Here is a 26,142-nt window from a genome sequence, read left to right on the forward strand (position 1 = left end):
TCCGCGTGAACCGCGTGGTTGACGACGTACTGCGCCAGGCGCCGATGTTCAGCGCACTCGACGACGAAGCCGCCTCGGCGCTCCGCGACGCGATGCAGGAGGTGCGCCTGCGCCGCGGCGAGGCGCTGTTCCATGAGGGTGATGCCGGCGACCGGCTGTACGTGGTCGTCGACGGCAAGCTCAAGATGGGCCGCACCTCGTCCGACGGCCGGGAGAACCTGCTCTCCGTGCTCGGCCCGGGCCAGATGTTCGGCGAGCTCTCCCTCTTCGACCCAGGCCCGCGGTCCTCGACCGTGAGCGCCGTCACCGACGCGACGCTGCTCGCGCTCGGGCAGGAGCAGCTGATGGACTGGCTGCGCGGCCGGCCCGAGGTGGCCCGGTCCCTGCTGCTGCAGCTCGCCTCGCGCCTACGGCACCTGAACGAGGCCGTCGCCGACCTGGTCTTCTCCGACGTGCCCGGCCGCGTCTCGAAGGCTTTGTTGGACCTCGCGCGGCGCTTTGGCAAGTCAGCGGACGACGGCATCCACGTGCACCACGACCTCACCCAGGAGGAGCTCGCCCAGCTCGTCGGCGCCTCCCGGGAGACCGTCAACAAGGCGCTCGCGGACTTCGTCAGCCGGGGCTGGATCCGGGTGGAGCAGCGCGCGGTCGTGATCCTCGACGTCGAACGGCTCCGTCACCGGGCCAAGTAGTCCAGCTGGGCCCGCACCGACCGTTCGGCGGCGGGCCACAGCGCGCGGTCCACGTCGGCGTACACCCGTTCGACGACGTCCTGCGCCGTCGTCGCGCCGGCGGCGACGGCCGCGCGCACCTGGGCCAGCCGCTCCTCGCGGTGCGTCAGGTAGAAGTCGAGGACCTCGGCGGGCTTCGTCACGGTCGGGCCGTGGCCGGGCAGCAGCTCCTGGACGCCCTCGTTCTCCACGAGAGTCCGCAGCCGCTGGAGCGAGGTGAGGTACGGCGCCAGCGCGCCGTCTGGATGCGCCACCACCGACGTCCCGCGGCCGAGCACGGTGTCGCCGGTGAACAGCGACGAGGACGCGGCGTACCAGAACGCGACCGAGTCCGAGGTGTGCCCGGGAACGTGCAGGACCCGCAGCCCCGCGACCGACTCCCCGTCGACCAGCGGGGCGCCGCCGGCGGCGCAGAAGCCGTCGTCCCAGGCGCGCACGGGGCAGTCGAACGCGGTGGCCGCCTCGGAGTGGTCCTGGTGCCCGTGCGTGAGCAGCACCAGCGTGACCTCGCCGGCCGCCTCCCGGACGCGCGCGAGATGTCCGTCGTCGAGCGGCCCGGGATCGATCACGACGCCGCCCGGGAGGATCCAGGTGTTGGTGCCCTCGAGCGTCATCAAGCCGGGATTGGGCGCGAGGCAGAGCTTCATTGGTCGAGTCCGACTCGCTCAGTTTCGCGGTGCATTGCGAACCACCCCTCTGTCAGCGGCATGACCGATGTCCAGGGAGCTTCTTCGACGAGTCGGACTCGACTCCCATCGACCATCGCGCCTCCCCGGACTCGTCGAGCAGCACGGTCGGCGCCACGCGTACCACCTCGTGCGCCCGGGCGAACTCCATCGCGGCGGCGACGGTCGGCAGCTCGGCCAACGTCTCCAGCATCACCGCGGTCGGCGGCATCATCCGCATCTCGCCGCGCTCGACCGACGCCTCGACGTCGACCGGCCGGATCCACGCCACCCGGTCCGCCTCGGTCGAGACGTCCCGGGTGAGCTGCCCGGTCGGCAGGGCGGCGAAGTAGAAGTAGGTGTCGAAGCGCCGTTCCTCGGCGTCCGGCGTCACCCAGTGTCCGGCGTGCGCGAGCAGGTCCGAGCGCAGGACGAGCGAACGCTTGGCGAGGAACTCCGCGAACGACATCGCCCGGCCCACCAGCGCCATCCGGTCGGCCTCGAAGTCCTCGCCCGTCGTGTCCGCGACGACCTCGGCCGGCGACGCGCCGGCGAGCAGCACGCCCGTCTCTTCGAAGAGCTCCCGCGCCGCCGCGGACTCCCAGGGCGACACCCCGGCGGCCTCGTCACGCTTGTCCAGTGAGCCGCCGGGGAACGCGTACATGCCCGCCGCGAACGCCATCGTGGTGTGGCGGCGGATCACGTACACCTCGAGCCCGTCGGGTCCGTCCCGCAACAGCAGAACGGTCGAAGCGCGCCGTACCGCGGCCGGCGTCGCGGTGCCCGCGGCGAGTGCGCGCGCCCGTTCCGCCACCGCCGGCGGAACGGGGAAGCGCGAGCCGTCCAACGAACTAACTGACTTCGGCAATCAGTTCGACCTCGACGGGCACGTTCAGCGGCAACGAGGCCACGCCGATCGCGGCCCGGGCGTGGATGCCGGCGTCGCCGAACACGGCGGCCATCAGGTCCGAGGCGCCGTTGCCGACGATCGGCTGCTTGCCGAAGTCCGGCGTGCTCGCGACGAACACGGTCAGCTTGACGATCCGGACCACGCTCGACAGGTCGCCGAGCTCGTTCTTGAGGGCCGCGATCAGGTTGATAGCGCACTGGCGCGCGCACTCGATCGCGAGGTCGATGTCGACGTCGGCGCCGACGATGCCGGTCGCGAGCACCTCGCCGTCCTTGAGCGGCACCTGGCCGCTGCAGTAGACGTAGTTGCCGGTGCGTACGGCCGGGATGTACGAGCCCTGCGGCTTCACCGGCTCGGGAAGGGTGATGCCGAGCTCAGCCAGCTTGGCCTCGGGGATGCTCACGCCTGCTTCTCCCGCTTCAGGTAGGCGACGACGTTCTCGGGGTTCGGGCCGGGGACGACCTGGACGAGCTCCCAGCCGTCCTCGCCCCAGTTGTCCAGGATCTGCTTGGTCGCGTGCACGAGCAGCGGCACGGTGGCGTACTCCCACTTGGTCATGGCGGCGAGCCTAGCCATCCATGGACTTTCACCCGCAGCGGATACGCTCGCAAGGGTGAGCACAGGGCGGGAGAGCGACTGGGAGGGCGTACGCCTGCACATCGTCTCCGGCAAGGGCGGGACGGGTAAGACCACGGTCGCGGCGTCGCTCGCGCTGGCGCTGGCCGCCGACGGGCACAAGGTGCTGCTCTGCGAGGTCGAGGGGCGGCAGGGACTGGCCCGGCTGTTCGACGTGCCGCAGCTGCCGTACCAGGAGAGTCGGCTCGCGACCGTACCCGACGGCGGCGAGGTGTACGGGCTGGCGATCGACGCCGAGGCCGCGCTGCTGGAGTACCTCGAGCTGTACTACCGGCTCGGCCGCGCGGGGCGGGCGCTGGAGAAGGTCGGTGCGATCGACTTCGCGACGACGATCGCGCCGGGCGTACGGGACGTGCTGCTGACCGGCAAGGTGTACGAGGCCGTCGGCCGGCAGGGCAAGCCGCGGGCGCGGGACCGGATCGTCTACGACGTGGTGGTTCTGGACGCGCCGCCGACGGGGCGGATCGCGCGGTTCCTGAACGTGAACGCCGGCGTCGCCGACATCGCCCGCGTCGGTCCGATCCGGCACCAGGCCGACTCGATCATGGCGCTGATGCGGTCGCCGCAGACTGCTGTGCACCTGGTCACGCTGCTCGAGGAGATGCCCGTCCAGGAGACGTCGGACGGGATCGCGGAGCTGCGCGAGGCGCGGATTCCGATCGGCTCGATCGTGGTCAACCTGGCCCGCCGTTCGCCGCTCGACCCAGCGGGCCTGCGCAAGGCCGCCTCGGGGAAGCTGTCGCGGGCTCAGCTGGTGGCGGCGCTGACCTCGTCTGGGCTGGCCTGCGACGCCGCGACCGTCGACGGGTTGCTGGCCGAGGCCGCGGAGCACGCGGTGCGGGTCGCGTTGGAGGACACCCAGCGCAAGCGGGTCGCGGAGCTGGGACGGCCGACGTACGAGCTCAGCCGGCTCACCGACGGCGTGGACCTCGGCGGGCTGTACGAGCTGGCGGCGGAGCTGCGCGAGCAGGGGATGGCATGACGGACGCGCTGGCTGTGGACGTACTGCTGGGGAATCCCGACGTTCGGATCATCGTCTGCTGCGGCTCCGGCGGCGTCGGCAAGACGACGACCGCCGCGGCGCTGGGCGTCCGGGCGGCCGCGCAGGGGCGGCGGGTGGTCGTGCTGACCATCGACCCGGCGCGGCGGCTGGCCCAGGCGATGGGGCTGCCGGAGCTCGACAACGTGCCGCGGCGGGTGGCCGACGTGGGCGCTGACGGCGGGTCGCTGGACGCGATGATGCTGGACATGAAGCGCACGTTCGACGACGTCGTGATCGCGGCGGCGTCGCCGGACAAGGCGAAGCAGATCCTGGAGAACCCGTTCTACGCCGCGCTGTCGTCGTCGTTCGCGGGGACGCAGGAGTACATGGCGATGGAGAAGCTGGGGCAGCTGCACGCCGAGGCGGAGAAGACGGGTTCGTACGACCTGATCGTGGTCGATACGCCGCCTTCGCGATCTGCTCTGGACTTCTTGGACGCGCCGAAGCGGCTGTCCTCGTTCCTGGACGGGCGGCTGATCCGCTTCCTGGCGGCGCCGGCGCGGGGGCCGTTGAAGCTGCTGTCGTCGGGGATGGGGTTCGTGACCTCGGCGCTGACCAAGGTGCTGGGCGCGCAGGTGCTGACGGATGTGCAGACGTTCATGTCGGCGCTGGACACGACGTTCGGTGGGTTCCGGGAACGGGCTGAGCGGACGTATCGGCTGCTGCAGGAGTCGCGCACGGCGTTCCTGGTCGTGGCGGCGCCGGAGCCGGACGCGCTGCGCGAGGCGTCGTTCTTCGTCGACCGGCTGCGGCGCGACGCGATGCCGCTGGCCGGGCTGGTGCTGAACCGGGTCGCACTGCCGTTGGCCCCGGCGCTCTCAGCCGAGCGGTCGTTGTCGGCGGCGGAGTCTCTGGAGGAGTCGGGCCAGCACCCGGAGGCCGCGGCAGTGCTGCGGCTGCACGGCGAACGGATGCGCCTGGCCGCGCGGGAGCACCGCCTGGCCGACCGCTTCGCCTCCGCCCACCCCGGCGTCCCCGTGGCCCGAGTGCCGGCGCTGCCGTCGGACGTGCACGACCTGGCCGGCCTGCGCGACATCGGCGACCGCCTCGCCAGCTGACCGTGCCGGCGACCCGCGCGACGGCAAATGATCATGTTTACATGATCATTTGCCGCTCTACGTGGGGTACACGCCGCGTAACGCACCCACTCGCCAGGTAAAGCGGCATCGCACAAGCCCGGACAGCAATAAGCGCCTGGACCGCGGTCCCGTTCCTGAGCGACTCCCCTCCGGTCGCCGCCAAAACCGGACCGCCGTCCAGGCGCTCACGCCGGACAACCACCCACCCGAACCCGGACAGTCGAAGGGGACGGCCGAAGCCGTCCCCCACGAATCACCCCTGATCCGTCTGTGCTCCGGGTCCTGGAACTACCCGGCGTCCGCTACTCGCAGCCGTACCACGACTGCGGGGTCCTGCTCTTCGTACTCGTTCCGGGCGGTCTCCAAGAGCTCCCGCCAGGAAGTGACCGTCGGTCGGCGACGCAGGATCGCGCGCCGTTCCCGTTCGGTCATCCCACCCCAGACGCCCCACTCCATCCGGTTGTCCAAAGCCTCCGCAAGGCACTCGGTCCGCACCGGGCACCCCATGCATACGGTCTTGGCGTCGTGCTGCGCCGCCCCTTGGACGAACAACCGGTCGGGTTCACCCGCGGTGCACGCGGCCTGACGCACCCACTCGGCGTTCCATGTCATTCTCTGTAGTCCCTCCCCTGACTGAGGTCACAGTAAGTAACCTCCCGCACAAGACGATCCCCCAACCGTCAAGGAGCACGCTAGAGGTCACCGCGCCCGTGCAACACCCCCAATCTGGCCAGTATCGAGATGACCCGGACGGACTACTAATCGTGACTTCACCTGGTCCAGACTCGGTCCGGACCCGAACACGGTGCGAAGCGGTGACCGTCCGATACCAGTTACTCTTACCTTCCATGGGTCTGTCTGCCTCCAGTCGACCTCGCGCGCGTCGCGAGGGTGGCTTCGTCACCCAGCTGTTCATGTTCCTCGTGGTGAGCACGCTCGCGGGCGTCCTCGTCGCCGGTCTGGTGATCCCGCTCGCGGGCGCCGTCGGCGTGACCACGCGGATGACCATCGACAGCTTCGAGAGCCTGCCGAGCGTCCTGCCCGAGCCGCCATTGCCGGAGTCGAGCACGATGTACGACGGCAGCGGCCGGAGGATGGCGACCTTCTACGACGAGAACCGCAGGAACGTCCCCCTCTCGCAGATCTCCAAGAACATGCGGAAGGCGATCGTCGCGATCGAGGACGCCCGGTTCTACGAGCACGGGCCGCTCGACCTCCGCGGCACGATGCGCGCGCTCGTCCGCAACCAGCAGGCGGGCGGCTCGATCCAGCAGGGTGGTTCGTCGATCACCCAGCAGTACGTGAAGCTGGTGCTGTTCGAGGCGGCGGACACCAAGGAGAAGCGCGCGGCGGCGATCGACGACACGTACGAGCGCAAGCTGCAGGAGCTCAGGTTCGCTGTCGGCCTGGAGGAGAAGTACAGCAAGGACCAGATCCTGGAGAAGTACCTCAACATCGTGTACTTCGGCGACAACGTCTACGGAGTCGAAGCGGCGGCGAAGCACTTCTTCAGCACCAAGGCGGCCAACCTCACGCTGACCCAGGCGGCCATGCTCGCGGCCCTCGTGCGTGACCCGAACGGACTAGAGCCGTTCAAGGACTTCGAGCCGGTGAAGTCGCGCCGCAACCTGGTGATGTCCCGGATGCACGATCTGGGCATGATCGACGCCTCGACCTACACCAAGTACTCCAAGGCCGGCTCGGGGCTGAAGAAGTCCGAGACCAAGCGCGGCTGCTTCAACTCGAACTACCCGTTCTTCTGTGACTACGCGCTCGAGGTGCTGCTGAACGAGCCGGCGCTGGGTCGGACCCGCGCCGAGCGCGAGCGGTTCATCTACGAGGGCGGCATCCAGATCTTCACCACGATCAACCGGGAGACGCAACGCGCGGCGGAGGCCTCGATCCGCAAGGACGTCAACCCCACCGACTCGGTCTACTCCGCGGTCGCGCTCGTGCAGCCCGGCACCGGGCACATCAAGGGCATCGCCCAGTCTCGCCCGTACGGCGAGGGCAAGGGCAAGACCTACGTCAACTACAACGTCCCGCAGAAGTACAACGGCGGCATCGGCGTGCAGCCGGGTTCAACGTTCAAGACGTTCGTCATGGCGGCCGCGATCAAGCAGGGGATCCCGCTGAGCGTGTCGCTGCCTACACCTTCGTCGATGCACTTCGGCCGGAAGGACAAGATCCCGACCTGCACCAAGCCCTGGTCGACCGACGACTGGAACCCGAGCAACTCAAGCGGCGGGAAGCTCCAGCAGGCGGACATGATGACCGCCGCCGCCCAGTCCATCAACACGTTCTTCGTCAACCTCGAGCGCCGCACTGGCCTCTGCGAGCCCGCGACGCTTGCCAGGAACATGGGCATCGAGCGCGGCGACGGCAAGAAGCTGCATGAGGTCGGCGCGTTCACCCTCGGTGTCAACGAGGTCACCCCGCTGTCGATGGCCGAGGCGTACGCGACCCTTGCCGCGCGGGGGAAGCACTGCGACGCGATCGCGGTCACCAAGGTGCTCGACCGCAAGGGCAACCGGGTCGAGATCCCGGGCGCGAACTGCAAGCAGGTCATGCCGCAGAACGTCGCCGACGGCGTCAACTACGCCTTGCGCGGAGTCGTCGACGGCGACAACCCGAGCCGGTCCGGCAAGAAGATGAGCATGGCCAAGGACGGCATCCAGGTCGCCGGCAAGACCGGTACGAACGACGACAGGACCGCGGTGTCGTTCGCCGGCTACACCACGAACATGGCGGCGTACGCGGTCGTGCAGGACGCGCACCCTCGGATCAGGACCTTGATGGGCCAGCGCATCGGCGGCGACACGCGCACCGGCGACGAGGTCTGGGGTGGCGCGCTCGCGGGTCCGATCTGGCTCGGGGCGATGAAGGGTGCGCTGCAGGGCAAGAAGGCCGCTCCGTTCGTCGACCCGAACAAGAAGACGCTCGAGGGCATCAAGATCCGCGTGCCGACGGTCCTCGGCTATGGCCCGAGCAAGGCCAAGCGGATGCTCGAGAAGGCCGGGTTCGCCGTGATCATGGGCGACGACGTGTTCTCCAACCGCGAGGTCGGCACGGTCGGCGCGCAGACGCCCGAGGGCGGCAGCCGGTTCGGGCGCGGCAGCACGGTCACGCTCCACCTGTCCAAGGGTCCGAGCCCGGCGCCGCCGCCGCTTCCGCCAGGCCCGGGGCCGGGCGATCCGTTCCCGCCGAAGCCGCCGTTCCCGCCAGGCCCCGGCGGACCGCGCCGGTGATCGATGGTCTCGGTTGACCTGCTGGATGTCGCGTCGCTCCTCACCGACGAGGAACGCGACATCCAGCGGACGGTGCGCTCGTTCCTCGCCGATCGGGTGGCGCCGCACGTACCTGGGTGGTACGAGGCCGGCACGTTCCCGACCGAGCTGGTGCCGGAGCTGGGCAAGCTCGGACTGCTCGGGATGCACCTGACCGGGTACGGGTGCGCTGGCACGAACGCGACGAGCTATGGCCTTGCCTGCTTGGAGCTCGAGGCGGTCGACAGCGGGCTGCGCTCGTTCGTGTCGGTGCAGGGATCGCTGGCGATGTTCGCGTTGTGGCGGTACGGGTCGGAGGAGCAGAAGTCCCGCTGGCTGCCGCTGATGGCCGCGGGCGAGGCGGTCGGCTGCTTCGGGCTGACCGAGCCGGACCACGGGTCGGACCCGTCCGGGATGCGCACCGTGGCACGGCGTACGTCGTCCGGCTGGGTGCTGTCGGGCTCGAAGATGTGGATCACGAACGGCGGCCTCGCGTCCGTCGCGATCGTCTGGGCCCGGACCGAGGACGGCGTGCGCGGCTTCGTCGTACCGCGCGAGACGCCCGGCTTCTCGACCCGCGACATCCACGGCAAGCTCTCGCTGCGGGCCTCGGTGACGTCGGAGCTGGTCTTCGAGGACTGCGAACTCCCGCTGTCCGCCCAGCTGCCGTCCGCGTCAGGCCTCCGCGCGCCCCTGTCGTGCCTGTCGGAAGCGCGCTTCGGCATCATCTTCGGTGCGTTGGGTGCGGCTCGCACGTGTCTCGAGACGGCTTTGGAGTACGCGAAGACCCGGGAACAGTTCGGCAAGCCGATCGCGGGCTTCCAGCTGACGCAGCAGAAGCTGGTCGACATGGCCGTGGCGTACAACAAGGGCCTGCTGCTCGCCGTCCACCTCGGCCGGCTGAAGGACGCCGGCAAGCTCCAGCCGGAGCAGGTGAGCTTCGGCAAACTCGACAACGTCCGCGTCGCCCTGGCCATCGCCCGCGAAGCCCGAACGATCCTCGGCGCCAACGGCGTGACCCTGGAGTACCCCGTGCTTCGGCACGCCAACAACCTCGAGTCCGTGCTGACGTACGAGGGAACGAGCGAGATCCACACCCTCGTCCTCGGCGAAAAGCTCACCGGCCTCCCCGCCTACCGGTGACCCTTCGACCGCTCGCAGCCCTGTGCGCCGGTCTCGTGCTTGTCTCGGGCCGCGCACACCTGCCAAGGTCGAGCAGATCCCCTGCCCGGCGAATGTCTCTCCCCGAGGCGACGTCGAGGTGGACCTCTAGCCCCGGTTGTCCACCCACGTCGGTGGCGTCAGCGCGTCGAAGGCCCACAGGCCCGCCGGGATCAGCACGATGAGGGCGGCGAGGAGGCCGAGGGCGACCGGGTAGCGGCGGAGCGGCGGCACCACGCCCCCCCGAAGTGAGAACGAGCTAGCTCAGCTCGGCCCGTACCAAAGCGGCGACGCGGCCGCCGTCGGCGCGGCCCTTCACCTGGGGTTGGACGAGCTTCATGACCTTGCCCATGTCCCGTTGCGACTCCGCGCCCGTCTCTGCCACCGCGGCCTTCACGATCGCGGCGATCTCCTCGTCCGACAGCTGCGACGGCAGGTAACGAGCGAGAACCTCAGCCTCGGCCAGCTCCTTGGCAGCCAGCTCCGTACGGCCCGCGCCCTTGAACGCCTCGGCTGACTCGCGGCGCTTCTTCGCTTCCTTCGTCAGGATGTCCAAGACCTCGGCGTCGCTGAGCTCGCGCGCCGCCTCCCCCGCGACCTCGGCCACGTTCACCGCGGTCAGCGTCATCCGCAGGACGGACTTCACCAGCTCGTCGCGCGCCTTCATCGCCGCGGTCATGTCGGCCCGGAGACGCTCCTTCAGCTCTGCCATGCCCTCAATTCTCCCTTATCCCGAACCGTGTGGCAGCCTTGGCTGCTGTGCACCGGACCCTGAACGTCGCGCTCAAGGCCGCCCTCGGGACGGCCGCGCTCGGCGCCGCCTGTTTCGCGTACGCGGCGGCGTACGAGGCCCGCGCGTACAGGCTGCGCCGCTTCGACCTCCCGGTCCTCAAGCCCGGCTCGCGCCCGATCCGCGTCCTGCATCTGTCCGACCTGCACCTCACGCCCGACCTGCGAGCCGAGGTCGACTGGGTACGCGGACTCGCCGCGCTCGAGCCCGACCTCGTCGTCAACACCGGCGACAACCTCTCCCATCCCGACGCTGTGGAGACCGTCGTCGAGGCCCTCGAGCCGCTGCTGGAACGTCCCGGCGTCTTCGTCTTCGGGTCGAACGACTACTTCGCTCCCACGCGGCGCAACCCGCTCCGCTACTTCTGGAGCCGCGGCGGCCCCAAGCACCTGACCGCCCCGCGACTGCCCACCGAGGACCTGCGCAAGCAGTTCGCCGGCGCGGGCTGGCTCGACCTGTCGAACGCGCTCGGCTCCCTCACCATCGGCGGCCAAGCCATCGCGTTCGCCGGCGTCGACGACCCGCACATCCGCTGGGACCGGTACGACCTCGTCGCCGGCCCCGCAGACCCGACCGCGGACCTCACCGTCGGCGTGCTGCACGCCCCGTACCAGCGCGTCCTCGACCCCATGGCGAACGACGGCTACCAGCTCCTGCTCGCCGGCCACACCCACGGCGGCCAGGTCTGCCTCCCCGGGTACGGCGCGCTGGTCAGCAACTGCGATCTCCCTACCCGCCAGGCCAAGGGCGTGTCCCGCTGGCGCGAGTCCTGGCTGCACGTGTCGGCCGGCCTCGGCACCTCGCCGTACTCCCGCTTCCGCTTCGCCTGCTACCCCGAAGCCAGCCTGCTGACCCTCCGCCCGGCACCAGCGGATACCCATGTGCGGTCGGCGCGGACAGCCAGGTAGACTCGCCGTCGGTTCACCACCGGGGTGTGGCGCAGCTTGGTAGCGTGCCTCGTTCGGGACGAGGAGGTCGTGGGTTCAAATCCCGCCACCCCGACACATCGCAGAGGCTCTTTCCGTGACATGCGGAAAGAGCCTCTGTCGTTCTAGCGAACCGAAGCCGCGATCGTACGGGCGCAGGTCAGGGCGTCGGTCGAGGAGGTGTCCACCTCGACGTCGTACGTCATCCCCTCGTGCACGATCTCCGCCTGATATGCCGCCATGCCGGTCACGCGGTCGCCCCGCAACGCCTCGCGGGCGGCAGCGACCTCAGGGTCGCAGCGCACGCCGACCCACAGGATCGACAGGCCGGAGAGCGCGGCAGCCCACCGGTCCCGACCAGCCACACCGCCCAGGAAGACCTCGTCGATGATCACCGGAGCCCCCGCCCGCGCCATCGTAGCGACGCCGGCCATCCAGGCGGCCTCGAGGGTACGGAACGCCGGCCCCACGTTCACCGAGCCGTCCGAGCCGAACTCGATCCCGTCGCCGTCCGACGACTGCATCGACAACGGCATCGCGTCGATCAGATCGTCCACGCCGAGCGCGAGCCACGGCGTCGGCAGCACCTCCTGCAACCGCCGCGAGAGCGACGTCTTGCCCGAGCTCGAACCGCCGTTCAACACGATCACCTGAGTCGTCACCGGCACACCGTACGGGCTCAGTCGTCAGCAAGGCGCGGCCGGTACACGCCGACCAACACGCCGAACCGATCGGCGCCCGGCCCCGCGTCCTCCGCCGAGTCGACCAACGTCGTCAACGCCTCAGCCAAAGCAGCGGCCTGCTCAGACGTCAGGCGCACGTGGCGCAGCAGCACGAGCGGATCGTCCGGATCGGACTCGATCTCCGCCGCCATCGCCTGCATCGCCACCGCGGTATGGCCGCGGTAGCGAAGCTTCCGACCGACGCGCCGGTAGTACTGCTCGGTCCCGCCCCGCACCGTCCGCGTCTCGGCGATCTCCACCAGCCCCGCCTCGCGCAGCACCTTCAGGTGGTGCGCGATGTTGCCCTTCCGCGTGTCGAACCGCGCCGCCAAACCGCTGATCGTCGCTGTCTCCTCGCCCAGCGCGTACAGCAGCCGGTGCCGCATCGGGTGCCCGAGCGCCTTGTGCTGCTCCGGGCCCGAGACCTCGACGACGTCGTCCTCATCGTTCACATGTCAAAGCATCAAGAACTCTTGACGCTTTGTCAACCGAGGTGCTGTACTCCCTCACCATGGAACCCACCGAGATCCGAGAGATCGTCGCGAGAACCGCCCAACTCGTCGAGGAGCACTACGTCTTCGCCGACGTCGGCGCCCAGGTCGCCGGCCTGCTCACGGCCAACACCGACACGTACGCAAACCACGCCGACCCGAAGGCGCTGGCGGACAACGTCTCCACCGACCTGCAGTCGGTCAATGGAGACAAGCACCTCCGGCTCGTCCACCACGAGACCGAACTCCCCGTCGAGGACGGCGACGCGGGCGCCGACTACGCCAAGATCGTCGCCGAGAGCGAGCGGACCGGCGGAGGCATCGCGCGCGTCGAGCGCCTCGACGGCAACATCGGGGTGCTCGAGATCCGCCCGCAGCTGTTCCCGCCCTCGGTCGCCGGTGCCGCGATGGCCGCCGCGATGAACCTGCTCGCCACGGTCGACGCATTGATCGTCGACGTACGAAGGTGCCCCGGCGGCGACCCGAACATGGTGGCGCTCGCCGCGACCTACCTGCTCGGCGAGGACCGGCTGAGGCTGAACGACCTCTACGAGCGCGCCGGCGACAACCTCCTGCAGTCGTGGACGCTTCCGTACGTGCCAGGCCCACGGTTCGGCGGCACCAAGCCGCTGTACGTGCTGGTGGGTAAGGGCACGTTCTCCGGCGGCGAGGACCTGGCGTACTCCCTCCAACAGCTCGGCCGCGCGATCGTCGTCGGCGAAAGGACAGGAGGCGGAGCCCATCCCCGGCGAGGGTTCCGCGTCCACCCGCACCTGATGGCCGCGGTACCGGTCGCGCGTACGGTCAACCCGGTGTCGGGCACGAACTGGGAGGGCGTCGGCGTGGCCCCGGACCTCGAGACCGCCGCCGACGATGCCCTCGACGCCGCCCTGAGCCACGCGCGGAGCCAGCTCCTCCAGGTAAGCTGATCCCTATGCGCACGAAGTGACTTGGCCAGCGTCCCTACCGAGTCATGCCTTCCTACGAGGAGCAGCTTCGTGCCCACCTTCGATCTCCGCGACTATCGCGACACCGACTCCGCCAGCTGGTTGGAATGCCGGCTGCTGAGCTTCTTCCACACCGAGTACTACGACGACGTCGTCACCGAACGGCCGCGCTTCGATCCCGCCGACTACCTGGTCGCGGTGGAGAACGACACCGTCGTCGGCCTGATGGACCTCGAGCTCTTCGAGGCCGACGGCAAGGCGACGATCGACGTCCTCGCCGTCCATCCACGCCACCAGCGCCGCGGCATTGCCCAAGCCCTGTTGGAGAACGGGCTCGCTCGGTTGCGTGACCGCGGCATCCGCACCCTCGACGCCTGGACACGCGGCGACGAGGCCGCCAACGCCTGGTACCAGAGCGCCGGCTTCGTCGAACGTTACCGCTACCTCCACGTCTACAAGAAGTACGACGATGGCGACGAGGGCTTCGAAACGCCAACGGGGGTTAAGAAAATCATCATGGCGTTCATGCACGCGGAGCTCGACCAGGAAGCCCAGCTCCGCGAACGCTTCAGCCGCATCCACGCTTGCCGGCGGTACGTCCTCGACCTCTAGGACCGCCAGCTACTCGCCCCACGGAGCCGAGCCGAGTGCTCATGCTGCTCGGCGAGCGGGACCGCACGCATCACGTGCTCGCCGCGTTGGAACGCGTCGTCGTGCCAACGCGGCACCACGTGGAAATGCAGGTGCCACACGTCCTGGTTGCCGGCCGGCTCGTTGTGCTGCCGCAGCGACGTTCCCTCACACCCGTAGGTCTCGATCAGCGCGAGCGCGGCCCTTCTCGCGGTGGCGAGCAGCGGGGTGCCGAGTGCCGGCGGCAGCACGTACAGGTTCTCGACATGCTCGACTGGCACGACCAGCAGGTTGACCGGGTTGGTCTCCCACCAGTGCGGCGAGACGACGACCGCCGTCTGCTCGTCGCGATAGACGATGTTCTCCGGCGTGCTGATCGGCGTGGATTCGCCGCGCAGCAACGTACAGAACGGGCACTGGTAGCCGTCCGGCTCGTGCGAACGGGTCACTCGCCGTCCTCGGGGAACTCGGTGGTGAGCGGCGTCCAGTCGGCGCCGAGCTCGTGCAGGCGCTTGAGCTGGGCGAAGCTGGCCAGCCATCCGGCCTCGTGCTGCGCCGCGTCGTCCCACTCGTCGGCCGTGTACCCGCTCTGGACGAACGTCAAGTGCGTCTTGCCACCGGAGCCCTCGAGCTCCCAGCGCACCACCGCACCCTCGTCGTCTCGGTACGAGAGCTTGCGGTTCGGCTCGAACTCGAAGATCTTGCCGTCGACTCCCACCGCCATCGTGCCGCCGATGCGAGGCTCGACCTCGGCCTTCCAGCCGAACCAGCGCTCGATCGCCTCCGGGTCGATCAGCGACTGGAACACCTTGTCCGGTGGGGCATCCACGTCGAACGACACCCGCACCTCGTTCGACCGCTTCGGCGAGAAGTCCGCCTTCGGCGTGAGTGGGCGGCCCTCGACGTACTCGGCGAGGTTCGCGATCGCGAGCGGCCAGAACGTGTGCATCGAGTGCACCCCGTCGCGCCGTCCAGGCGGCGCCATCAGCTCGGCCATCGTGGGATGCCCGTCCTGCTTGAACATCAGCGCCGTCCGGCCAGCGCCGTCGGGTACGAGCCGCAACTCCACTTTGGTTGACGTGTCATCCAAAGTCCACTCGAACGCGACCGCGCGATCCTGCTCGACCTCGAGCAGCCGCTGGTTCTCGCGTTCGCCCTGCGGCGTGTGCCGTCCCCAGAACGCGTAGCGCTGCTCGGCCAGGTCCACCTCGGCGAACTCCGCGAGCCACTCGCGCATCGCCGCGGCGTCTGTCAACGCGCGATAGACAGCCTCCGGCGGCGCGGCCAGCCGGGCCTGAATGGTCAACACGTCACTCATTCGTACTCTCCTCCTTCGGGTAGCAGGCGACGGCCAGCTTGATCGCCTCGCCCTCGCTCCCGCCGTGGCGGGCGAACAGGTCCTGCAACGTCGAGCGCAGGTCGTCAAGGAAGGCTTGACGACCGCCCGGAGGCACGCGAAGCTCACCGGAGACGCCCAGCGTCGCGAGCTCTCGCGTACCGAGGCGCAGGTCGGCGAGGTCGTTCTGGACCTCTTCGACGAGGTTGAGCAGGAAGCCGACGCTCAGCTCGTCGCGGATGCGGCGTTGGCCGATCGTGCCGACCAGCTTGGGCGAGAGCCAGTACGACTGGGCGCTCGCCTGGTAGATGCCCTCGACGATGCCGCGCACCCGGCGCTCGGACACCTGCTCGACCAGACCGGCGTCGACCAGCTTCTTCACGTGGTAGTAGACGCGCTGCGGCGACTGCTGGAGCTCGGCTCCCACCTCGGTGCACGACCTGGGCTCCGCGAGCCGGCGGAGGACGTCCACCCGCTGCGGCTTGAACAGGGCGTCGGCTTGCTCGAAGCGATCGACGTACAAGACTTCTTTCATGATGCGCCACATGCTTGACGTAAAGCACTTGTTTGTCAATCGCGAATGCTAAGTGGACGCTCTACGTCCGTATCCTGCTAGGCTCGCGTTATATACGGACGTAAAGCGTCCAGTTACGCCGTGAGGAGCACCGATGACCGAGCAGCTGCGAGCCGACGCCCGCCACAACCGCGACCAGATCATGGTGGCGGCGCGCGCCCTGTTCGCGACGCACGGCGTGCATGTGCCGATGGAAGAGGTCGCGCGGGCCGCGGGGGTCGGGAAGGCGACGCTGTACCGGCGCTTCCCGCAGCGGGAGCAGCTGATCGAGGCGGTGGCGTTCGACGTCTACCGCCAGCTGCGGGCACTGGCTCGCGACGCGGTGGCCGAGGAGCCGGACTCGTGGGCGGCGGTCAGCAGGTTCCTGCGCGACTGGATCGCCGTTCGCCTCGGCCTGGTGCACACCGGTATCTGCGAGGAGCTGCCCGCGCTGCTCGAGGCGAACGCTTCGCTGCGCGAGGCCCGGGCGGAGTTCTTCGGGCTGGTCGACGAGCTGGCGGACCGCGCCAAAGCGGACGGCGAGCTGCGTTCGGACGTCGGCGGCGGCGACCTCGCCCTGTTCGCGAACGCGCTCGTCGAGCAGCACGACCTGCCCGGTCCGGTGCAGGACGAGGTTCGTTCGCGGATGCTCGAGCTGCTGCTCGACGGCCTGCACGTTCGAAACGCCCCACCGCTGCCTGGTGCACCGCGGCGGATGGCCGATCTCGAGGTGCACCTCCCTACGAACGAAGGATGAAGATGCCCACGATCGCGATAGTCGGAGCCGGCCCGTTGCTGGGGCTGTCAGTGGCGAAACTCTTTGGAGCGAAGGGATTCCAGGTCGCCTTGGTATCCCGTACGCGGGAGAACCTGAACGCCAGAGTGGCGGAGCTGTCGTCCCTCGGTGTGGAGGCGGCGGGCTTCGCCGGGGACGCGACGACGCCGGAGTCGCTGGCGGCCGCGTTCGCGGAGATCCGTGCGCGCTTCGGCGAGGTCGACGTGCTGGTGTTCAACGCGGTGAGCAAGACCGTGACGGAACGCGTGGTGGCAGCGCTCGACGTGTCGGCCGACAACCTGCGCGAGCAGATCGACGTGCAGCTCTACGGGGCGGTGACGTCGGCACGCCAGGTGCTCCCCTCGATGCTGACCCGCGGTGAGGGAACGTTGCTCTTCAGCAGCGCGATCACCGCCGTGCACCCGACCGACCAGTTCACCAACTTCGGCATCGGCGGCGCGGCCCTGCGCTACTACGTGGCGACGCTGAACACCTCCCTTGCGGACAAGGGCATTCACGCCGCCCACATCTCCGTGGGCGTCCAGTTGAACACCGGCCCCGGCACCGAGCCCGACACCGTGGCCCAGCAGTACTGGGACGCGTACGTCGGCCGCGACCAGGCCGAGCGCCTCTACTACGCGGCCTGAAACGTTGTAGCGTGCGGGATCGTGAGAACGGCCTTCGACGCGACGACGCTGGGAGTACGCCGTGGCGCGGTCGAGCTGATGCCCGCCGATCCGACCTGGGCTGAGGCCTACGAGCGCGCACTTCCCTTGCTGCGTGGAGCATTGGCCGGGATCGCGGTCGCGATCGAGCACATCGGCTCGACCGCGATCCCCGGCCTACCTGCCAAGCCGATCCTCGACGTCGCCGTCGGCCTGCCGCCTGGGTGCGATCCCGCCGAGGTCGACGAGCCGCTCGTCGCGCTCGGGTTCGTGTATCGAGGCTCGGACGAGTCACGGACGACCTACGGTTGGGAGTCCGAGCCACGAGTCCGCGTGGTGAATCTCCATGTCGTCGAGCACGAAGGCCGCACCTGGCGCGAGTACGTGGCGTTCCGCGACGCTCTCCGCGCCGATCCCGAAGCCCGCGATGCCTACGCGGTCTTGAAGCAGGACCTGGCCGAGCGCTTCCCCGCCGACCGCGCGTCCTACATCGCCGGCAAGGACGCCTTCGTGGCCAGGGTCCTCGCCGGTGGTTGAGCTCGGTGACCGCATCCATGTCATCGGTGGTGGCGGGTCAGGGAAGACGACGCTCGCCCGGCACCTCGCCACGACGCGGGGGCTTCCGTTGTGGGAGCTGGATCGGCAGGGACCGATGGAGGAGGTCGCGGGCCACGCGCGGTGGGTGATGGAGGGCATCTTCCTCTACCACGTCGACGTGGCGTTCGAACGCGCCACCAGCATCGTTTGGCTCGACCTCCCACCAGGGCTCGCCGCGCGGAGGATCGTGGCCAGGCACGTCAAGCTGAGCTTGCTCCGCAAGAACCCCCATCCCGGCTTGGGCAAACTCGCCCACTTCGTCGCCGACCAGCGCGAGTACTACACGCGGCCAGCACGGCTGCCCGAGAGCGCGACCGACTGGGGCGCGCTGTCTCGGGCGGCGACGGTGCTGGCACTCGAGCCGTACCGGGACAAGGTGATCCACCTCGCCACGCCGCGGGAGGTGCGACGGTTCAGCCGCCGAACGGGTGCGACAGCAGACCGGTGACGCCCGGGCGGTGGAGGTAGAGGCCGCCCTCTTCGGGGGCTTCGCCGGTACGGGCGGTGGTGATGTAGAGGTCGGTCAGGTCGGGGCCGCCGAACGTGCACGCTGTCACGTTCTGCACGGGCAGCGGCACCACCCGGTCCAACGTGCCGTCCGGCAGGTAGCGGTGCACCGCGCTGCCACCCCACAGAGCTACCCAGACGGCGCCCGAGGCGTCGACGGTCAACCCGTCCGGCATCCCCGCCGACGACGGGATCGTGACGAACAGCCGGCGCATCGCGATCTTCCCCGAGGCGGCCGAGTAGCTGAAGACGTCGATCCGGTTCGTCGGTGAGTCCACGTAGTACATCAGCGTCTCGTCGGGGCTCCAGCCGATCCCGTTCGAGATCGACACCCCCTCGACCAAGAGCGAAACCGACAGATCCGGGTCGAGCCGGTACAAGGACCCCGCTCCCGTCTCCTCCGACAGCGCCATCGTGCCTGCGTAGAACCGCCCCGACGAGTCGCACGCGCCGTCGTTCATCCGGTTCCCCGGCAGGTCCGCCTCCACCGCGACCAGCGGCGACACCGCGGAGCCGAACGACGACGCGACCGCGAAGCCCGACTGCACGGCGAACGCCAGCCCACCCGAGGCACGCAGGACCACGGCGCCGACCGGCTCCCCCACGTTCATCACGTCGTACGCACCCGACGCGGGCGAGTACCGCCGCACCTCACCCGGCAGCAGGTCCACCCAGTAGAAGACCTCGGCCGCGGCGTCCCACCGCGGCGACTCCCCCACCCCAGCAGTGGGAACGTCGAGCTGCTCGACAACCACGTCACTCATGCGCTTCATACTAGATCCATGCCGATCTCCGCCCCGCTCGACGAAGCCGCCGTCCGCGCCGCGCTGAGGCCGCACGGCGAGTCCGTCATGCTCCCCGCGGCCGCGTACACCAGCGACGAGGTCCTCGCCTGGGAGCGACGGCACCTGTTCGCCGGCGCGTGGACCTGCCTCGGCCGCAAGGAAGAGCTCACCGAAGGCACCCACAAGGCCGTCACGATCGGCGACGTCGCCGTGCTGCTGACGTTCGAGAACGGCACGGTCCGCGCCTTCGCGAACGTCTGCCGCCACCGCGGCCACGAGCTGCTTCCGCAAGAGGGCGTCGGCAACCGGCGAGCGGTCGTCTGCCCGTACCACGGGTGGGCCTACCAACTCGACGGCTCGCTGCGCACGGCTCCCGGCATGACCGAGCTCCCGAAGGACCACGGCCTCGTCGAGCTCGGCGCGCGCGAGTGGAACGGCTGGGTTTTCGTCAACGCGTACGGCACTCCACCGGCGTTCGAGCACTACCTCGGCGGCATGGCGCAGCTGATCGACCCGTACCAGCCCGGCGAGCTGAAGCTCAAGGCGCGCCACGAGTACGACATCCAGGCCAACTGGAAGGTGATCGTCGAGAACTACCACGAGTGCTACCACTGCCCGCTGATCCATCCTGAGCTGTGCAGGGTCTCCCCGCCAACGAGCGGCGACAACTGGGACCTCCCCGGCGCCTTTGTCGGCGGCTCGATGGACCTCCGCGACCAGGCCGAGACGATGTCGCTCGACGGCAGGTCGAACGGCACGTTCCTCGAAGGCGTGGACAGAAGGTCGATCCGCTACGTCAGCCTGTTCCCCAACCTGCTCGTGTCGGCCCACCCCGACTATGTGATGACGCACCGCCTCGTCCCGAAGACGACGAACCAGACGTACGTCGAGTGCTCGTGGTACATGCCAGCAGACGTTGACGATCCGACGTACGCGGTGGAGTTCTGGGACGTGACCAACCGCGAGGACTGGGCGGCGTGCGAGTCGGTGCAGCGGGGCTTGGAATCACCGCATTTCCGACCCGGCCCGCTCGCGCCGAACGAGGACGCGGTCTACCAGTGGGTCGCGCTGCTCGCGAGCTCCTACCTCGACCCGTCCGCCGCGCTGGACAACAGCGTGCGGATGTCGTCCCAGGCGTAGACGGACTCGTCCAGCCGAACGCCCTCGTCGAACGTGTCCCGCTCGCCGAGCAGCCGACCGCCCATGGCGGCGTAGAACCCACGCGCCGGCGCGTTCACGGACAGCACCCCGAGCACCAGTCGCGCCACCCCGTCCGCGGCCAGCCGTGCAGCGAGCCCGCGCAGCAACGCACCACCCACACCCTTGCCCTGCAGGGAAGGCGCGACGTAGAGCGCGTAGCACTCCCCCGTCAACGACGCGGACCGCGCGACGTCGTCCGGCGGCCAGGGCACCGCCGGGCCTACCATCCCCACGCCGGCGATCGCGCCGTCGAGCACCGCGACGTACACGTACTCGCCCGGAGAGGGCGATGCCAACGTCCGCGCCCAGCCGTTGCGAGACACCTCGTACGTACGCGTGTCCAGCAACCAGTCCGGAAGCTGCCCGCGATGCCCGGCATAGAACGAGTCGACGAACACCCGTCCCATCGCCTCGGCGTCAGACACCGTCGCGGCCCGGATGGAAAGCTCCATCCGGGCATCGTCGCAGGCCAAGGCTGCCCTGGCCAACGAGGTCCCTAGAGGATGCCGGGAACCATTTTGTCCGTGTTGTGACGGAAGATGTTCACAGCACCGATGACCTCGTCGGCCTCGTCGCGGATCGGGAACACGTTGACGAGAGCGAGCAACCGCTTGCCGTCAGGCTGTTCGCAGATCACGTCCGCGTTCCGGACCGTCCCACCGTTGTTGATCACGACCGACGGCGGCGCCGACTCGTGCGGCATCACGTCGCCGGACGGATACCGCAGCCGGAACGCACCGCAGTACTTCTCGCTCGACCCCAGCTCCGGCGTCCGGCCCCATGCGGAGATCGCCGCGCGGTTGCAGGCGATCAGCGTGCCGTCCTTCTCCATGACATAGATACCGACGCCGATCGCGTCCATCGCGTCCTGGTCGGCGAGCAGTCCACCGGGAACGAGGTGCTCGTCGTCCAACCGGCCCCGGAACTCCAAGCTGTCGAGCGTTCCGGCTTCGATCATCGTGCTGGTGTCCATACGACTCCCCTTTGAGAGAACGGACAGTACGTACTGACCACGTGCTCCGCCGGCGACCGGTTCACCCCTCGCCTCCGCGGTGGCGCAAGAGCGACCGCCCGTACGCTGGACCGATGCGGGTACGGGCGGTCACCACGGCCGCGTTGGTCGACGAGCTCGTCGAACGGATCGACGCCCACGCGCGCGATCAGTGGGTACGCGTCGCGATCGACGGCGCGGCGGCCACCGGGCCGGAACGCCTCGCCGACGAGCTCGTCGATCCGCTGCGCTCCCAGGGCAGGGACGTCCTTCGCCTGTCCAGCAAGGACTTCCTGCGACCGGCGTCGCTGCGGTTCGAACACGGCAAGCAGGACGCGGAGGCCTTCTACGACGACTGGCTGGACTCGAACGCCCTGGCTCGCGAGGTGCTCGACCCGCTCGATCCGGGCGGCACCGGACGCGTCCTGCCGAGCCTCTGGGACGCCGAGACCGACCGCGCCACCCGCGCCGACTACATGACGCTCAAGAAGGGAGGCGTCGTGATCCTCGACGGCACGCTCCTGCTCGGCCGCTGGCTCCCGTTCGAGCTCACCGTCCACCTCACGCTGTCGAAGGTCCCGCTCCAGAGAAGGACGCCCGAAGACCAAGCGTGGACGCTGCCCGCGTACGAGCGCTACGCCGACGAGGTCGACCCGGAAGCCACCGCTGACGTCGTCGTTCGCTGGGACAACCCGGAGCGGCCGGCGATCATCGACCGCCCGGAGTGAGCAAGCCCTGCTCGAAGGCCGCGGCGACGGCGGCGGCACGGTCGTTCACCCCGAGCTTCGCGTAGATGTGCAGCAAGTGCGTCTTGACAGTCGCCTCGGAGATGAACAGCTTGCTCGCCGCGTCCCGGTTCGTCGAGCCGCGCGAGATCAATGTCAACACCTCGAGCTCCCGTTGCGACAACGGCTCTCGAGCGGGCGAACGTACCTGCCCCATCAGCCGCGTCGCCACCGAGGGCGACAGCACGGCCTCGCCCCGGGCGGCCGCTCGCACGGCCCGGAACAGCTCCTCCCGCGGCGCGTCCTTCAGCAGATAGCCGGTCGCCCCCGCCTCGATCGCCGGCAGCACGTCGCTGTCGGTGTCGTACGTCGTCAACACCAACACCCGTGAGGAAATCCCCCGCGCGGACAGCAGCCCGATAGCGCTCACGCCGTCCATCGTGGGCATCCGCAGGTCCATCAGCACGACGTCGGGCGTCAGTCGTTCGGCCAGCACGAGCGCCTCCGCACCGTCGCCCGCCTCCCCCACGACGTCGAACGACTCGTCGCCGGCGAACATGCCGCGCAACCCGTCGCGCACGACCGGATGGTCGTCGACGATCAGCAACGTGATCGGGCTCAAGACTCACCTCCAGGCAGGATCGCCGGCACGCTGGCGGAGATCGCCGTGCCCTCGCCCGGCGCCGACTCCACTGCCAGGGACCCGGTCAACCGCTGCACCCGCTGGCGCATCGAGTGCAGGCCGAAGCCGCCCGTCGCCGAGGGGTCGCGCCCCTCGACCCCGGCGAGGTCGAAGCCCGAGCCGTTGTCCCGAACATCCAACGTCACCACGTCTTCCATGTACGACAACGTCAAACCCGCGCGCGAGGCACCGGCGTGCTTCGCGACATTCGCCAACGCCTCTTGACCAACGCGCAGCAGCGTGACCTCGACCTCCGGGTGCAGCGGCCGCGGCGTCCCCGTCGTCACGACCTCGGCCGGGACGCCGTTCAGCGCCGACCACCGTTCGACGACCTCCGACAGGGCCTCCGGCAGACGGGCGGTCTCCAACGCCTCCGGGCGAACGGCATGCACCGTACGCCGCGCCTGCGCCTCGGCCAAGGCGTCCCGGGCCAGCCGGACAGCGTTGTCAAGGTGACGTTGCCCCTCGGCCGGACGCTGCGTGCCCTCCGCGGCCTGCACCTGCGTGATGATGCCGGTCAGGCTCTGCGCCAACGTGTCGTGGATCTCGCGCGCCATCCGTTGCCGCTCGTCGAGGATGCCCGCCTCGCGCGCCTGCGTGAGCAGCTGCGCGTGCAGTCCGGCGTTCTCCTCCATGGTCTCCTTGAGCTTGGCGTTCAACGCCTCCAGCTCGACGACCATCTCCTTGCGCTGCTGGCTCTGTCGCACGCTGATGTGGCCGATGAAGGAGAACGTGCAAGCCAGCATGGTCGTCACGGCGAGAACGACGAGATACATCGGCGCCTCTTGCCAGGTGCTCGGCGGTGCGCCGCCGTAGATCGCATTGCCGGAGATGAGACCGGTCACCGCGACGCCGACGAACCCCCATTTCCCCTTCAGGACCTGCAGCGCGTAGATGTAGCCGGCGAACGCGAAGAAGCCGAAGACCGAGGCCCGGTACTGCAGGACCGCGTAGAACACCACCAGGCCGAAGAAGAACAGCCCCCCGAACTCCGGCTTGATCCGGGTGGGATCGAACCCGACCCACGCGAACATCCAGACCCCGGCCGCGGCCGCGATCACCGACGTCCAGACCAGGGATCCTCGGACCGGTGTCTCGGAGGCTGTGATCCAGGCGATGCCCAGCGAAATGCCGAGCATGACGTAGGGAATGACGGCTGAGAGACGTTCCAGCCGCCGGTCCCAACTGTCGAGCTCGCTCTCGGCCATCATCCGACCCTACTCATTCCCACCGGAAGATCCGCGCCGCGATGACGCCCAGGGCCACTGTAAGTGCTGCCATCATTCCGAGCTGGCCCAAGTGCGGCGAGGCTCCGGCCCAGGCAGCGCCGACGGTGTCCGTCAGGGCGCCGAGCGGTGAGTACGCGCCGATCGTGGCCAGCCAGTCCGGCATGTTCGTACGCGGCAGCCAGGCTCCGGCGAGGAACAGCATCGGGAAGAACAGCACCGGCCCGATCGAGCCGGCGATCCGCCCGGTCGGCGACAGCGCGGCGACCACCATGCCGATCGCGAACAGCGAGGCCAGCCCGAGCACGACGGCCGCGACGAAGCCGAGCACGTTCTGGGGCAACGGCATGCCGATGACGAAGTGGGCGACCAGCGTGATCACGAGGACGGCGACCACCGCTGCCGCGAGCTGGACGACGAGCTGCGCGGCGAGCAACCGGCCCGGGTGCACGGGAGTCGTCGACAGCCTTCGCAGGATGCCCTTCTCCCGGTACGTGCCGAGGACGCTCGGAAGTCCGAAGAAGCCGAGCATGCCGACCGCGATCATCAACGACAGCGCGGGAAGGAACGTCGGTTGGTCGTGCTGTCCCGGGTTGGCCGGTGCCGGGGAGTCCTGGAAACCGAGGCCGAAGATCAGCATCAAACCGAGCGGCAGGATCAGCGTGAACGCGAGGGTGGCCGGCTCGCGGAGGAACAGCTTCGCCTCGACGCGAAGGAGGCTGGCGAACTCTTTCATGATCGTCCCTTAGGAGTTGATGGAGTGGCCGATGAGGGTGACGAACGCGTCGTCAAGGCTGGCTTGCTCCACGCGCAGGTCGTTGGCGATCACCTGCTGGCGCGCGAGGAGCGACGTGACGGCGGCGAGGACGTTGCCCGAACCCGTGACGACGATCGACTTGCCGGTACGGACGACGCTGGTGACCTCGGGCAGGTCCTCGAGCAGCCGCTCGTCGATCGGCGTCGAGGGGCGGAACCTGATCCGCTGCTCGGTGCTCACCCGCGAGACCAGGCCGGCGGGAGTGTCGAGGGCAACGACGCGGCCGGAGTCGATGACGGCGATCCGGTCGCAGAGTCGCTCGGCCTCTTCCATGAAGTGGGTGACGAGCAGGATCGTCACGCCGCGGTCGCGGATCTGCTCGATCAGCTCCCAGGTGTCGCGACGCGCCTGCGGGTCGAGGCCGGTGGTGAGCTCGTCGAGGACCGCGATCTCGGGGTTGCCGATCAGCGCGAGCGCGATCGACAGGCGCTGCTTCTGGCCGCCGGAGAGCTTGCCGTACGCGCTGTTCGCCTTGTCCGCAAGGCCAAGCTCGCCCAGCAGCTTGGTGCCGTCGGCGGGGTTGTCGTAGAAGGAGGCGTACAGCTCGATGGCCTCGCGGACCTTGAGCTTGTCCGGCAGCTCGCTCTCCTGCAGCTGGACGCCGACGCGCTGGCGGAGCTCAGTACGGCCCTCGTGCGGGTCGAGGCCGAGCACGCGGATCGTCCCGCCGTCGTGCTTGCGGAGACCCTCGACGCACTCGACCGTGGTGGTCTTGCCGGCACCGTTCGGGCCGAGGATGCCGAAGATCTCGCCCCGCTCGACCGTGAACGAGACGTCGTCGACCGCGACGGTGTCGCCGTAGCTCTTGTGAAGGTGCTCGACCTCGATGACCGGCATGGTCTGCTCTTTCCTCGATGGGATTCTTGCTCTCCATCGAGGATGGCTTTCGAGGCCGGTCGCGCGAATCGCCCAGCCGGCTGCACTCCGCTGTGGCTAGGGATGATCCTGGCTATCCACCGATCGGTGGATGGTCACACCCGGACGAGGCTGCCACCGCCCGGCTCGAGCTGGTCCGCGGCCTCCTCGTCGAACCAGCGGCCGCCGGTCGCGAGGTAGCGGAAGCGGTACGTGCCCGGGCCGAGGATGACCGAGATCGTCCGGGCGCCGTTGCGGCGGCGGACGAGCTCGTGCTTGCCGGGCCGCCAGTCGTTGAAGTCGCCGACGACGCTGACCGCACCGTCCGGCTGATGAGTGGGCAGGCTGAACGTGATGCGTTGCTTGCCGCCGAACAACCTGGTGCGCCTCAACATGTGACACTCCCTGACCGCGTCCCTTTGTACGTACCCA

General features: G+C 69.2%; 34 protein-coding genes and 1 tRNA gene. 15 read left to right on the forward strand and 20 right to left on the reverse strand.

The window, feature by feature from the left end; all coding sequences use genetic code 11:
* The first annotated feature begins 14 nt into the window (after positions 1-14).
* Positions 15-692 carry a Crp/Fnr family transcriptional regulator gene (locus JOD67_RS00870; protein WP_443735048.1) on the forward strand — a complete coding sequence of 226 codons (678 nt, stop codon included), beginning with the start codon at positions 15-17 and terminating at the stop codon, positions 690-692.
* Here JOD67_RS00870 and JOD67_RS00875 read toward each other — a convergent pair.
* From JOD67_RS00875 to sp36, 4 genes are read right to left on the reverse strand one after another with little or no spacing between them, the layout of a single operon-like run.
* A complete protein-coding gene (locus JOD67_RS00875) occupies positions 677-1,378 on the reverse strand; it encodes an MBL fold metallo-hydrolase (protein WP_205113946.1) in 702 nt (233 codons plus the stop codon). The genes JOD67_RS00870 and JOD67_RS00875 overlap by 16 nt on opposite strands.
* 52 nt (positions 1,379-1,430) lie before the next feature.
* Positions 1,431-2,264 (reverse strand): NUDIX hydrolase, encoded by an 834-nt coding sequence (locus JOD67_RS00880; RefSeq protein WP_239553678.1) that lies wholly within the window; start codon positions 2,262-2,264, stop codon positions 1,431-1,433.
* On the reverse strand, positions 2,248-2,709 hold the full coding sequence (locus JOD67_RS00885) for a RidA family protein (RefSeq protein WP_205113948.1): 462 nt from the start codon (positions 2,707-2,709) through the stop codon (positions 2,248-2,250). Before JOD67_RS00885 ends, JOD67_RS00880 begins: the two co-directional genes overlap by 17 nt.
* On the reverse strand, positions 2,706-2,864 hold the full coding sequence (gene sp36 / locus JOD67_RS00890) for a Sp36 family protein (RefSeq protein ID WP_205113950.1): 159 nt from the start codon (positions 2,862-2,864) through the stop codon (positions 2,706-2,708). Before sp36 ends, JOD67_RS00885 begins: the two co-directional genes overlap by 4 nt.
* A gap of 55 nt (positions 2,865-2,919) precedes the next feature.
* Here sp36 and bagA point away from each other — a divergent pair, with 55 nt between their 5' ends.
* Together bagA and bagB are read left to right on the forward strand one after the other, a co-directional pair.
* Positions 2,920-3,924, forward strand: a complete 1,005-nt coding sequence (gene bagA, locus JOD67_RS00895; protein WP_307782228.1) for an ATPase BagA — start codon at positions 2,920-2,922, stop codon at positions 3,922-3,924.
* Complete coding sequence (bagB, locus tag JOD67_RS00900) at positions 3,921-5,042, forward strand: ArsA family ATPase (protein WP_205113953.1); 1,122 nt, start codon at positions 3,921-3,923, stop codon at positions 5,040-5,042. The genes bagA and bagB overlap by 4 nt, the downstream gene beginning before the upstream one ends.
* A gap of 309 nt (positions 5,043-5,351) precedes the next feature.
* On the opposite strand, the gene JOD67_RS00905 is transcribed toward bagB, so the two are convergent.
* Positions 5,352-5,675: a WhiB family transcriptional regulator gene (locus JOD67_RS00905; RefSeq protein ID WP_205113956.1), complete on the reverse strand. Its 324-nt coding sequence runs from the start codon at positions 5,673-5,675 to the stop codon at positions 5,352-5,354.
* A 236-nt stretch (positions 5,676-5,911) separates the two neighbouring features.
* Between JOD67_RS00905 and JOD67_RS00910 the strand changes: the two genes are divergently transcribed.
* A complete protein-coding gene (locus JOD67_RS00910) occupies positions 5,912-8,311 on the forward strand; it encodes a penicillin-binding protein (RefSeq protein WP_205113958.1) in 2,400 nt (799 codons plus the stop codon).
* 3 nt (positions 8,312-8,314) lie between these two features.
* Positions 8,315-9,472 carry an acyl-CoA dehydrogenase family protein gene (locus tag JOD67_RS00915; protein WP_205113960.1) on the forward strand — a complete coding sequence of 386 codons (1,158 nt, stop codon included), beginning with the start codon at positions 8,315-8,317 and terminating at the stop codon, positions 9,470-9,472.
* Between the two features lie 126 nt (positions 9,473-9,598).
* On the opposite strand, the gene JOD67_RS40950 is transcribed toward JOD67_RS00915, so the two are convergent.
* Entirely contained in the window at positions 9,599-9,724 is a 126-nt protein-coding gene (locus JOD67_RS40950) for a hypothetical protein (protein ID WP_275577036.1), read from the reverse strand.
* Positions 9,725-9,749: 25 nt separating this feature from the next.
* Positions 9,750-10,202 (reverse strand): GatB/YqeY domain-containing protein, encoded by a 453-nt coding sequence (locus JOD67_RS00920; protein ID WP_205113962.1) that lies wholly within the window; start codon positions 10,200-10,202, stop codon positions 9,750-9,752.
* Positions 10,203-10,249: 47 nt separating this feature from the next.
* Here JOD67_RS00920 and JOD67_RS00925 point away from each other — a divergent pair, with 47 nt between their 5' ends.
* The gene (locus tag JOD67_RS00925) at positions 10,250-11,188 is read left to right on the forward strand and encodes a metallophosphoesterase (RefSeq protein WP_205113964.1); all 939 of its coding nucleotides are present in this window, start codon (positions 10,250-10,252) and stop codon (positions 11,186-11,188) included.
* A 20-nt stretch (positions 11,189-11,208) separates the two neighbouring features.
* Positions 11,209-11,282: transfer RNA gene (locus JOD67_RS00930), tRNA-Pro, on the forward strand.
* 49 nt (positions 11,283-11,331) lie between these two features.
* Here the strand turns inward: JOD67_RS00930 and cpt are convergent.
* Positions 11,332-11,868 carry a chloramphenicol phosphotransferase CPT gene (cpt, locus tag JOD67_RS00935; protein WP_205113966.1) on the reverse strand — a complete coding sequence of 179 codons (537 nt, stop codon included), beginning with the start codon at positions 11,866-11,868 and terminating at the stop codon, positions 11,332-11,334.
* Positions 11,869-11,885: 17 nt separating this feature from the next.
* Complete coding sequence (locus tag JOD67_RS00940; RefSeq protein ID WP_205113968.1) at positions 11,886-12,380, reverse strand: ArsR/SmtB family transcription factor; 495 nt, start codon at positions 12,378-12,380, stop codon at positions 11,886-11,888.
* A 59-nt stretch (positions 12,381-12,439) separates the two neighbouring features.
* Here JOD67_RS00940 and JOD67_RS00945 point away from each other — a divergent pair, with 59 nt between their 5' ends.
* Both JOD67_RS00945 and JOD67_RS00950 read left to right on the forward strand, forming a co-directional pair.
* The gene (locus tag JOD67_RS00945; protein WP_205113970.1) at positions 12,440-13,348 is read left to right on the forward strand and encodes a S41 family peptidase; all 909 of its coding nucleotides are present in this window, start codon (positions 12,440-12,442) and stop codon (positions 13,346-13,348) included.
* Between the two features lie 69 nt (positions 13,349-13,417).
* Entirely contained in the window at positions 13,418-13,978 is a 561-nt protein-coding gene (locus JOD67_RS00950; protein ID WP_205113972.1) for a GNAT family N-acetyltransferase, read from the forward strand.
* On the opposite strand, the gene JOD67_RS00955 is transcribed toward JOD67_RS00950, so the two are convergent.
* The 3 genes from JOD67_RS00955 to JOD67_RS00965 are packed head-to-tail and all read right to left on the reverse strand — an operon-like array spanning position 13,975 to position 15,867.
* The gene (locus tag JOD67_RS00955; RefSeq protein WP_205113974.1) at positions 13,975-14,445 is read right to left on the reverse strand and encodes an HIT family protein; all 471 of its coding nucleotides are present in this window, start codon (positions 14,443-14,445) and stop codon (positions 13,975-13,977) included. The genes JOD67_RS00950 and JOD67_RS00955 overlap by 4 nt on opposite strands.
* The gene (locus JOD67_RS00960) at positions 14,442-15,314 is read right to left on the reverse strand and encodes an SRPBCC family protein (protein WP_205113976.1); all 873 of its coding nucleotides are present in this window, start codon (positions 15,312-15,314) and stop codon (positions 14,442-14,444) included. The genes JOD67_RS00955 and JOD67_RS00960 overlap by 4 nt, the downstream gene beginning before the upstream one ends.
* The gene (locus JOD67_RS00965; RefSeq protein WP_205113978.1) at positions 15,307-15,867 is read right to left on the reverse strand and encodes a transcriptional regulator; all 561 of its coding nucleotides are present in this window, start codon (positions 15,865-15,867) and stop codon (positions 15,307-15,309) included. The genes JOD67_RS00960 and JOD67_RS00965 overlap by 8 nt, the downstream gene beginning before the upstream one ends.
* A gap of 133 nt (positions 15,868-16,000) precedes the next feature.
* On the opposite strand from JOD67_RS00965, the gene JOD67_RS00970 reads away from it, so the two are divergent.
* From JOD67_RS00970 to JOD67_RS00985, 4 genes are read left to right on the forward strand one after another with little or no spacing between them, the layout of a single operon-like run.
* Positions 16,001-16,642: a TetR/AcrR family transcriptional regulator gene (locus JOD67_RS00970; RefSeq protein ID WP_205113980.1), complete on the forward strand. Its 642-nt coding sequence runs from the start codon at positions 16,001-16,003 to the stop codon at positions 16,640-16,642.
* Between the two features lie 2 nt (positions 16,643-16,644).
* On the forward strand, positions 16,645-17,307 hold the full coding sequence (locus JOD67_RS00975; protein WP_205113982.1) for an SDR family NAD(P)-dependent oxidoreductase: 663 nt from the start codon (positions 16,645-16,647) through the stop codon (positions 17,305-17,307).
* A gap of 21 nt (positions 17,308-17,328) precedes the next feature.
* A complete protein-coding gene (locus tag JOD67_RS00980; protein WP_205113984.1) occupies positions 17,329-17,862 on the forward strand; it encodes a GrpB family protein in 534 nt (177 codons plus the stop codon).
* On the forward strand, positions 17,855-18,370 hold the full coding sequence (locus tag JOD67_RS00985; protein WP_205113986.1) for a P-loop NTPase family protein: 516 nt from the start codon (positions 17,855-17,857) through the stop codon (positions 18,368-18,370). The genes JOD67_RS00980 and JOD67_RS00985 overlap by 8 nt, the downstream gene beginning before the upstream one ends.
* On the opposite strand, the gene JOD67_RS00990 is transcribed toward JOD67_RS00985, so the two are convergent.
* Positions 18,336-19,193, reverse strand: coding sequence for an SMP-30/gluconolactonase/LRE family protein (locus tag JOD67_RS00990; RefSeq protein WP_205113988.1), 858 nt, complete (start codon positions 19,191-19,193; stop codon positions 18,336-18,338). The genes JOD67_RS00985 and JOD67_RS00990 overlap by 35 nt on opposite strands.
* Positions 19,194-19,211: 18 nt before the next feature.
* Here JOD67_RS00990 and JOD67_RS00995 point away from each other — a divergent pair, with 18 nt between their 5' ends.
* Entirely contained in the window at positions 19,212-20,354 is a 1,143-nt protein-coding gene (locus tag JOD67_RS00995; protein WP_205113990.1) for an aromatic ring-hydroxylating oxygenase subunit alpha, read from the forward strand.
* Here the strand turns inward: JOD67_RS00995 and JOD67_RS01000 are convergent.
* Positions 20,297-20,866, reverse strand: coding sequence for a GNAT family N-acetyltransferase (locus tag JOD67_RS01000; protein WP_205113992.1), 570 nt, complete (start codon positions 20,864-20,866; stop codon positions 20,297-20,299). The two genes, JOD67_RS00995 and JOD67_RS01000, sit on opposite strands and share 58 nt — an antisense overlap.
* A 44-nt stretch (positions 20,867-20,910) precedes the next feature.
* The gene (locus tag JOD67_RS01005) at positions 20,911-21,387 is read right to left on the reverse strand and encodes a PAS domain-containing protein (protein WP_205113994.1); all 477 of its coding nucleotides are present in this window, start codon (positions 21,385-21,387) and stop codon (positions 20,911-20,913) included.
* 113 nt (positions 21,388-21,500) lie between these two features.
* Here JOD67_RS01005 and JOD67_RS01010 point away from each other — a divergent pair, with 113 nt between their 5' ends.
* The gene (locus JOD67_RS01010; RefSeq protein WP_205113996.1) at positions 21,501-22,133 is read left to right on the forward strand and encodes a nucleoside/nucleotide kinase family protein; all 633 of its coding nucleotides are present in this window, start codon (positions 21,501-21,503) and stop codon (positions 22,131-22,133) included.
* Here JOD67_RS01010 and JOD67_RS01015 read toward each other — a convergent pair.
* From JOD67_RS01015 to JOD67_RS01035, 5 genes are all read right to left on the reverse strand, one after another.
* Positions 22,114-22,752, reverse strand: coding sequence for a response regulator (locus JOD67_RS01015; RefSeq protein ID WP_205113998.1), 639 nt, complete (start codon positions 22,750-22,752; stop codon positions 22,114-22,116). The two genes, JOD67_RS01010 and JOD67_RS01015, sit on opposite strands and share 20 nt — an antisense overlap.
* Positions 22,749-24,020, reverse strand: a complete 1,272-nt coding sequence (locus JOD67_RS01020; RefSeq protein ID WP_239553680.1) for a sensor histidine kinase — start codon at positions 24,018-24,020, stop codon at positions 22,749-22,751. The genes JOD67_RS01015 and JOD67_RS01020 overlap by 4 nt, the downstream gene beginning before the upstream one ends.
* A 13-nt stretch (positions 24,021-24,033) precedes the next feature.
* Positions 24,034-24,774, reverse strand: a complete 741-nt coding sequence (locus tag JOD67_RS01025; RefSeq protein ID WP_205114002.1) for an ABC transporter permease — start codon at positions 24,772-24,774, stop codon at positions 24,034-24,036.
* A 9-nt stretch (positions 24,775-24,783) separates the two neighbouring features.
* The gene (locus JOD67_RS01030) at positions 24,784-25,692 is read right to left on the reverse strand and encodes an ABC transporter ATP-binding protein (protein ID WP_205114004.1); all 909 of its coding nucleotides are present in this window, start codon (positions 25,690-25,692) and stop codon (positions 24,784-24,786) included.
* A 134-nt stretch (positions 25,693-25,826) separates the two neighbouring features.
* Positions 25,827-26,105, reverse strand: coding sequence for an isoamylase early set domain-containing protein (locus tag JOD67_RS01035; RefSeq protein ID WP_205114006.1), 279 nt, complete (start codon positions 26,103-26,105; stop codon positions 25,827-25,829).
* Between the last annotated feature and the right edge of the window lie 37 nt (positions 26,106-26,142).

The organism is Tenggerimyces flavus (assembly GCF_016907715.1).
GTDB classification, from domain to species: Bacteria; Actinomycetota; Actinomycetes; order Propionibacteriales; family Actinopolymorphaceae; genus Tenggerimyces; species Tenggerimyces flavus.

Coding starts and splice junctions, on each gene's coding strand:
- JOD67_RS00995 (WP_205113990.1), top strand. CDS start 19,212: ATGCCGATCTCCGCCCCGCTCGACGAAGCCGCCGTCCGCGCCGCGCTG.
- JOD67_RS01005 (WP_205113994.1), bottom strand. CDS start 21,387: ATGGACACCAGCACGATGATCGAAGCCGGAACGCTCGACAGCTTGGAG.
- JOD67_RS01010 (WP_205113996.1), top strand. CDS start 21,501: ATGCGGGTACGGGCGGTCACCACGGCCGCGTTGGTCGACGAGCTCGTC.
- JOD67_RS00910 (WP_205113958.1), top strand. CDS start 5,912: ATGGGTCTGTCTGCCTCCAGTCGACCTCGCGCGCGTCGCGAGGGTGGC.
- JOD67_RS00965 (WP_205113978.1), bottom strand. CDS start 15,867: ATGAAAGAAGTCTTGTACGTCGATCGCTTCGAGCAAGCCGACGCCCTG.
- JOD67_RS00915 (WP_205113960.1), top strand. CDS start 8,315: ATGGTCTCGGTTGACCTGCTGGATGTCGCGTCGCTCCTCACCGACGAG.
- JOD67_RS01000 (WP_205113992.1), bottom strand. CDS start 20,866: ATGGAGCTTTCCATCCGGGCCGCGACGGTGTCTGACGCCGAGGCGATG.
- JOD67_RS00960 (WP_205113976.1), bottom strand. CDS start 15,314: ATGAGTGACGTGTTGACCATTCAGGCCCGGCTGGCCGCGCCGCCGGAG.
- JOD67_RS00975 (WP_205113982.1), top strand. CDS start 16,645: ATGCCCACGATCGCGATAGTCGGAGCCGGCCCGTTGCTGGGGCTGTCA.
- bagB (WP_205113953.1), top strand. CDS start 3,921: ATGACGGACGCGCTGGCTGTGGACGTACTGCTGGGGAATCCCGACGTT.
- JOD67_RS00945 (WP_205113970.1), top strand. CDS start 12,440: ATGGAACCCACCGAGATCCGAGAGATCGTCGCGAGAACCGCCCAACTC.
- JOD67_RS01025 (WP_205114002.1), bottom strand. CDS start 24,774: ATGAAAGAGTTCGCCAGCCTCCTTCGCGTCGAGGCGAAGCTGTTCCTC.
- sp36 (WP_205113950.1), bottom strand. CDS start 2,864: ATGACCAAGTGGGAGTACGCCACCGTGCCGCTGCTCGTGCACGCGACC.
- JOD67_RS00920 (WP_205113962.1), bottom strand. CDS start 10,202: ATGGCAGAGCTGAAGGAGCGTCTCCGGGCCGACATGACCGCGGCGATG.
- JOD67_RS01030 (WP_205114004.1), bottom strand. CDS start 25,692: ATGCCGGTCATCGAGGTCGAGCACCTTCACAAGAGCTACGGCGACACC.
- JOD67_RS01035 (WP_205114006.1), bottom strand. CDS start 26,105: ATGTTGAGGCGCACCAGGTTGTTCGGCGGCAAGCAACGCATCACGTTC.
- JOD67_RS00990 (WP_205113988.1), bottom strand. CDS start 19,193: ATGAGTGACGTGGTTGTCGAGCAGCTCGACGTTCCCACTGCTGGGGTG.
- JOD67_RS01020 (WP_239553680.1), bottom strand. CDS start 24,020: ATGGCCGAGAGCGAGCTCGACAGTTGGGACCGGCGGCTGGAACGTCTC.
- JOD67_RS00905 (WP_205113956.1), bottom strand. CDS start 5,675: ATGACATGGAACGCCGAGTGGGTGCGTCAGGCCGCGTGCACCGCGGGT.
- JOD67_RS00875 (WP_205113946.1), bottom strand. CDS start 1,378: ATGAAGCTCTGCCTCGCGCCCAATCCCGGCTTGATGACGCTCGAGGGC.
- JOD67_RS00970 (WP_205113980.1), top strand. CDS start 16,001: ATGACCGAGCAGCTGCGAGCCGACGCCCGCCACAACCGCGACCAGATC.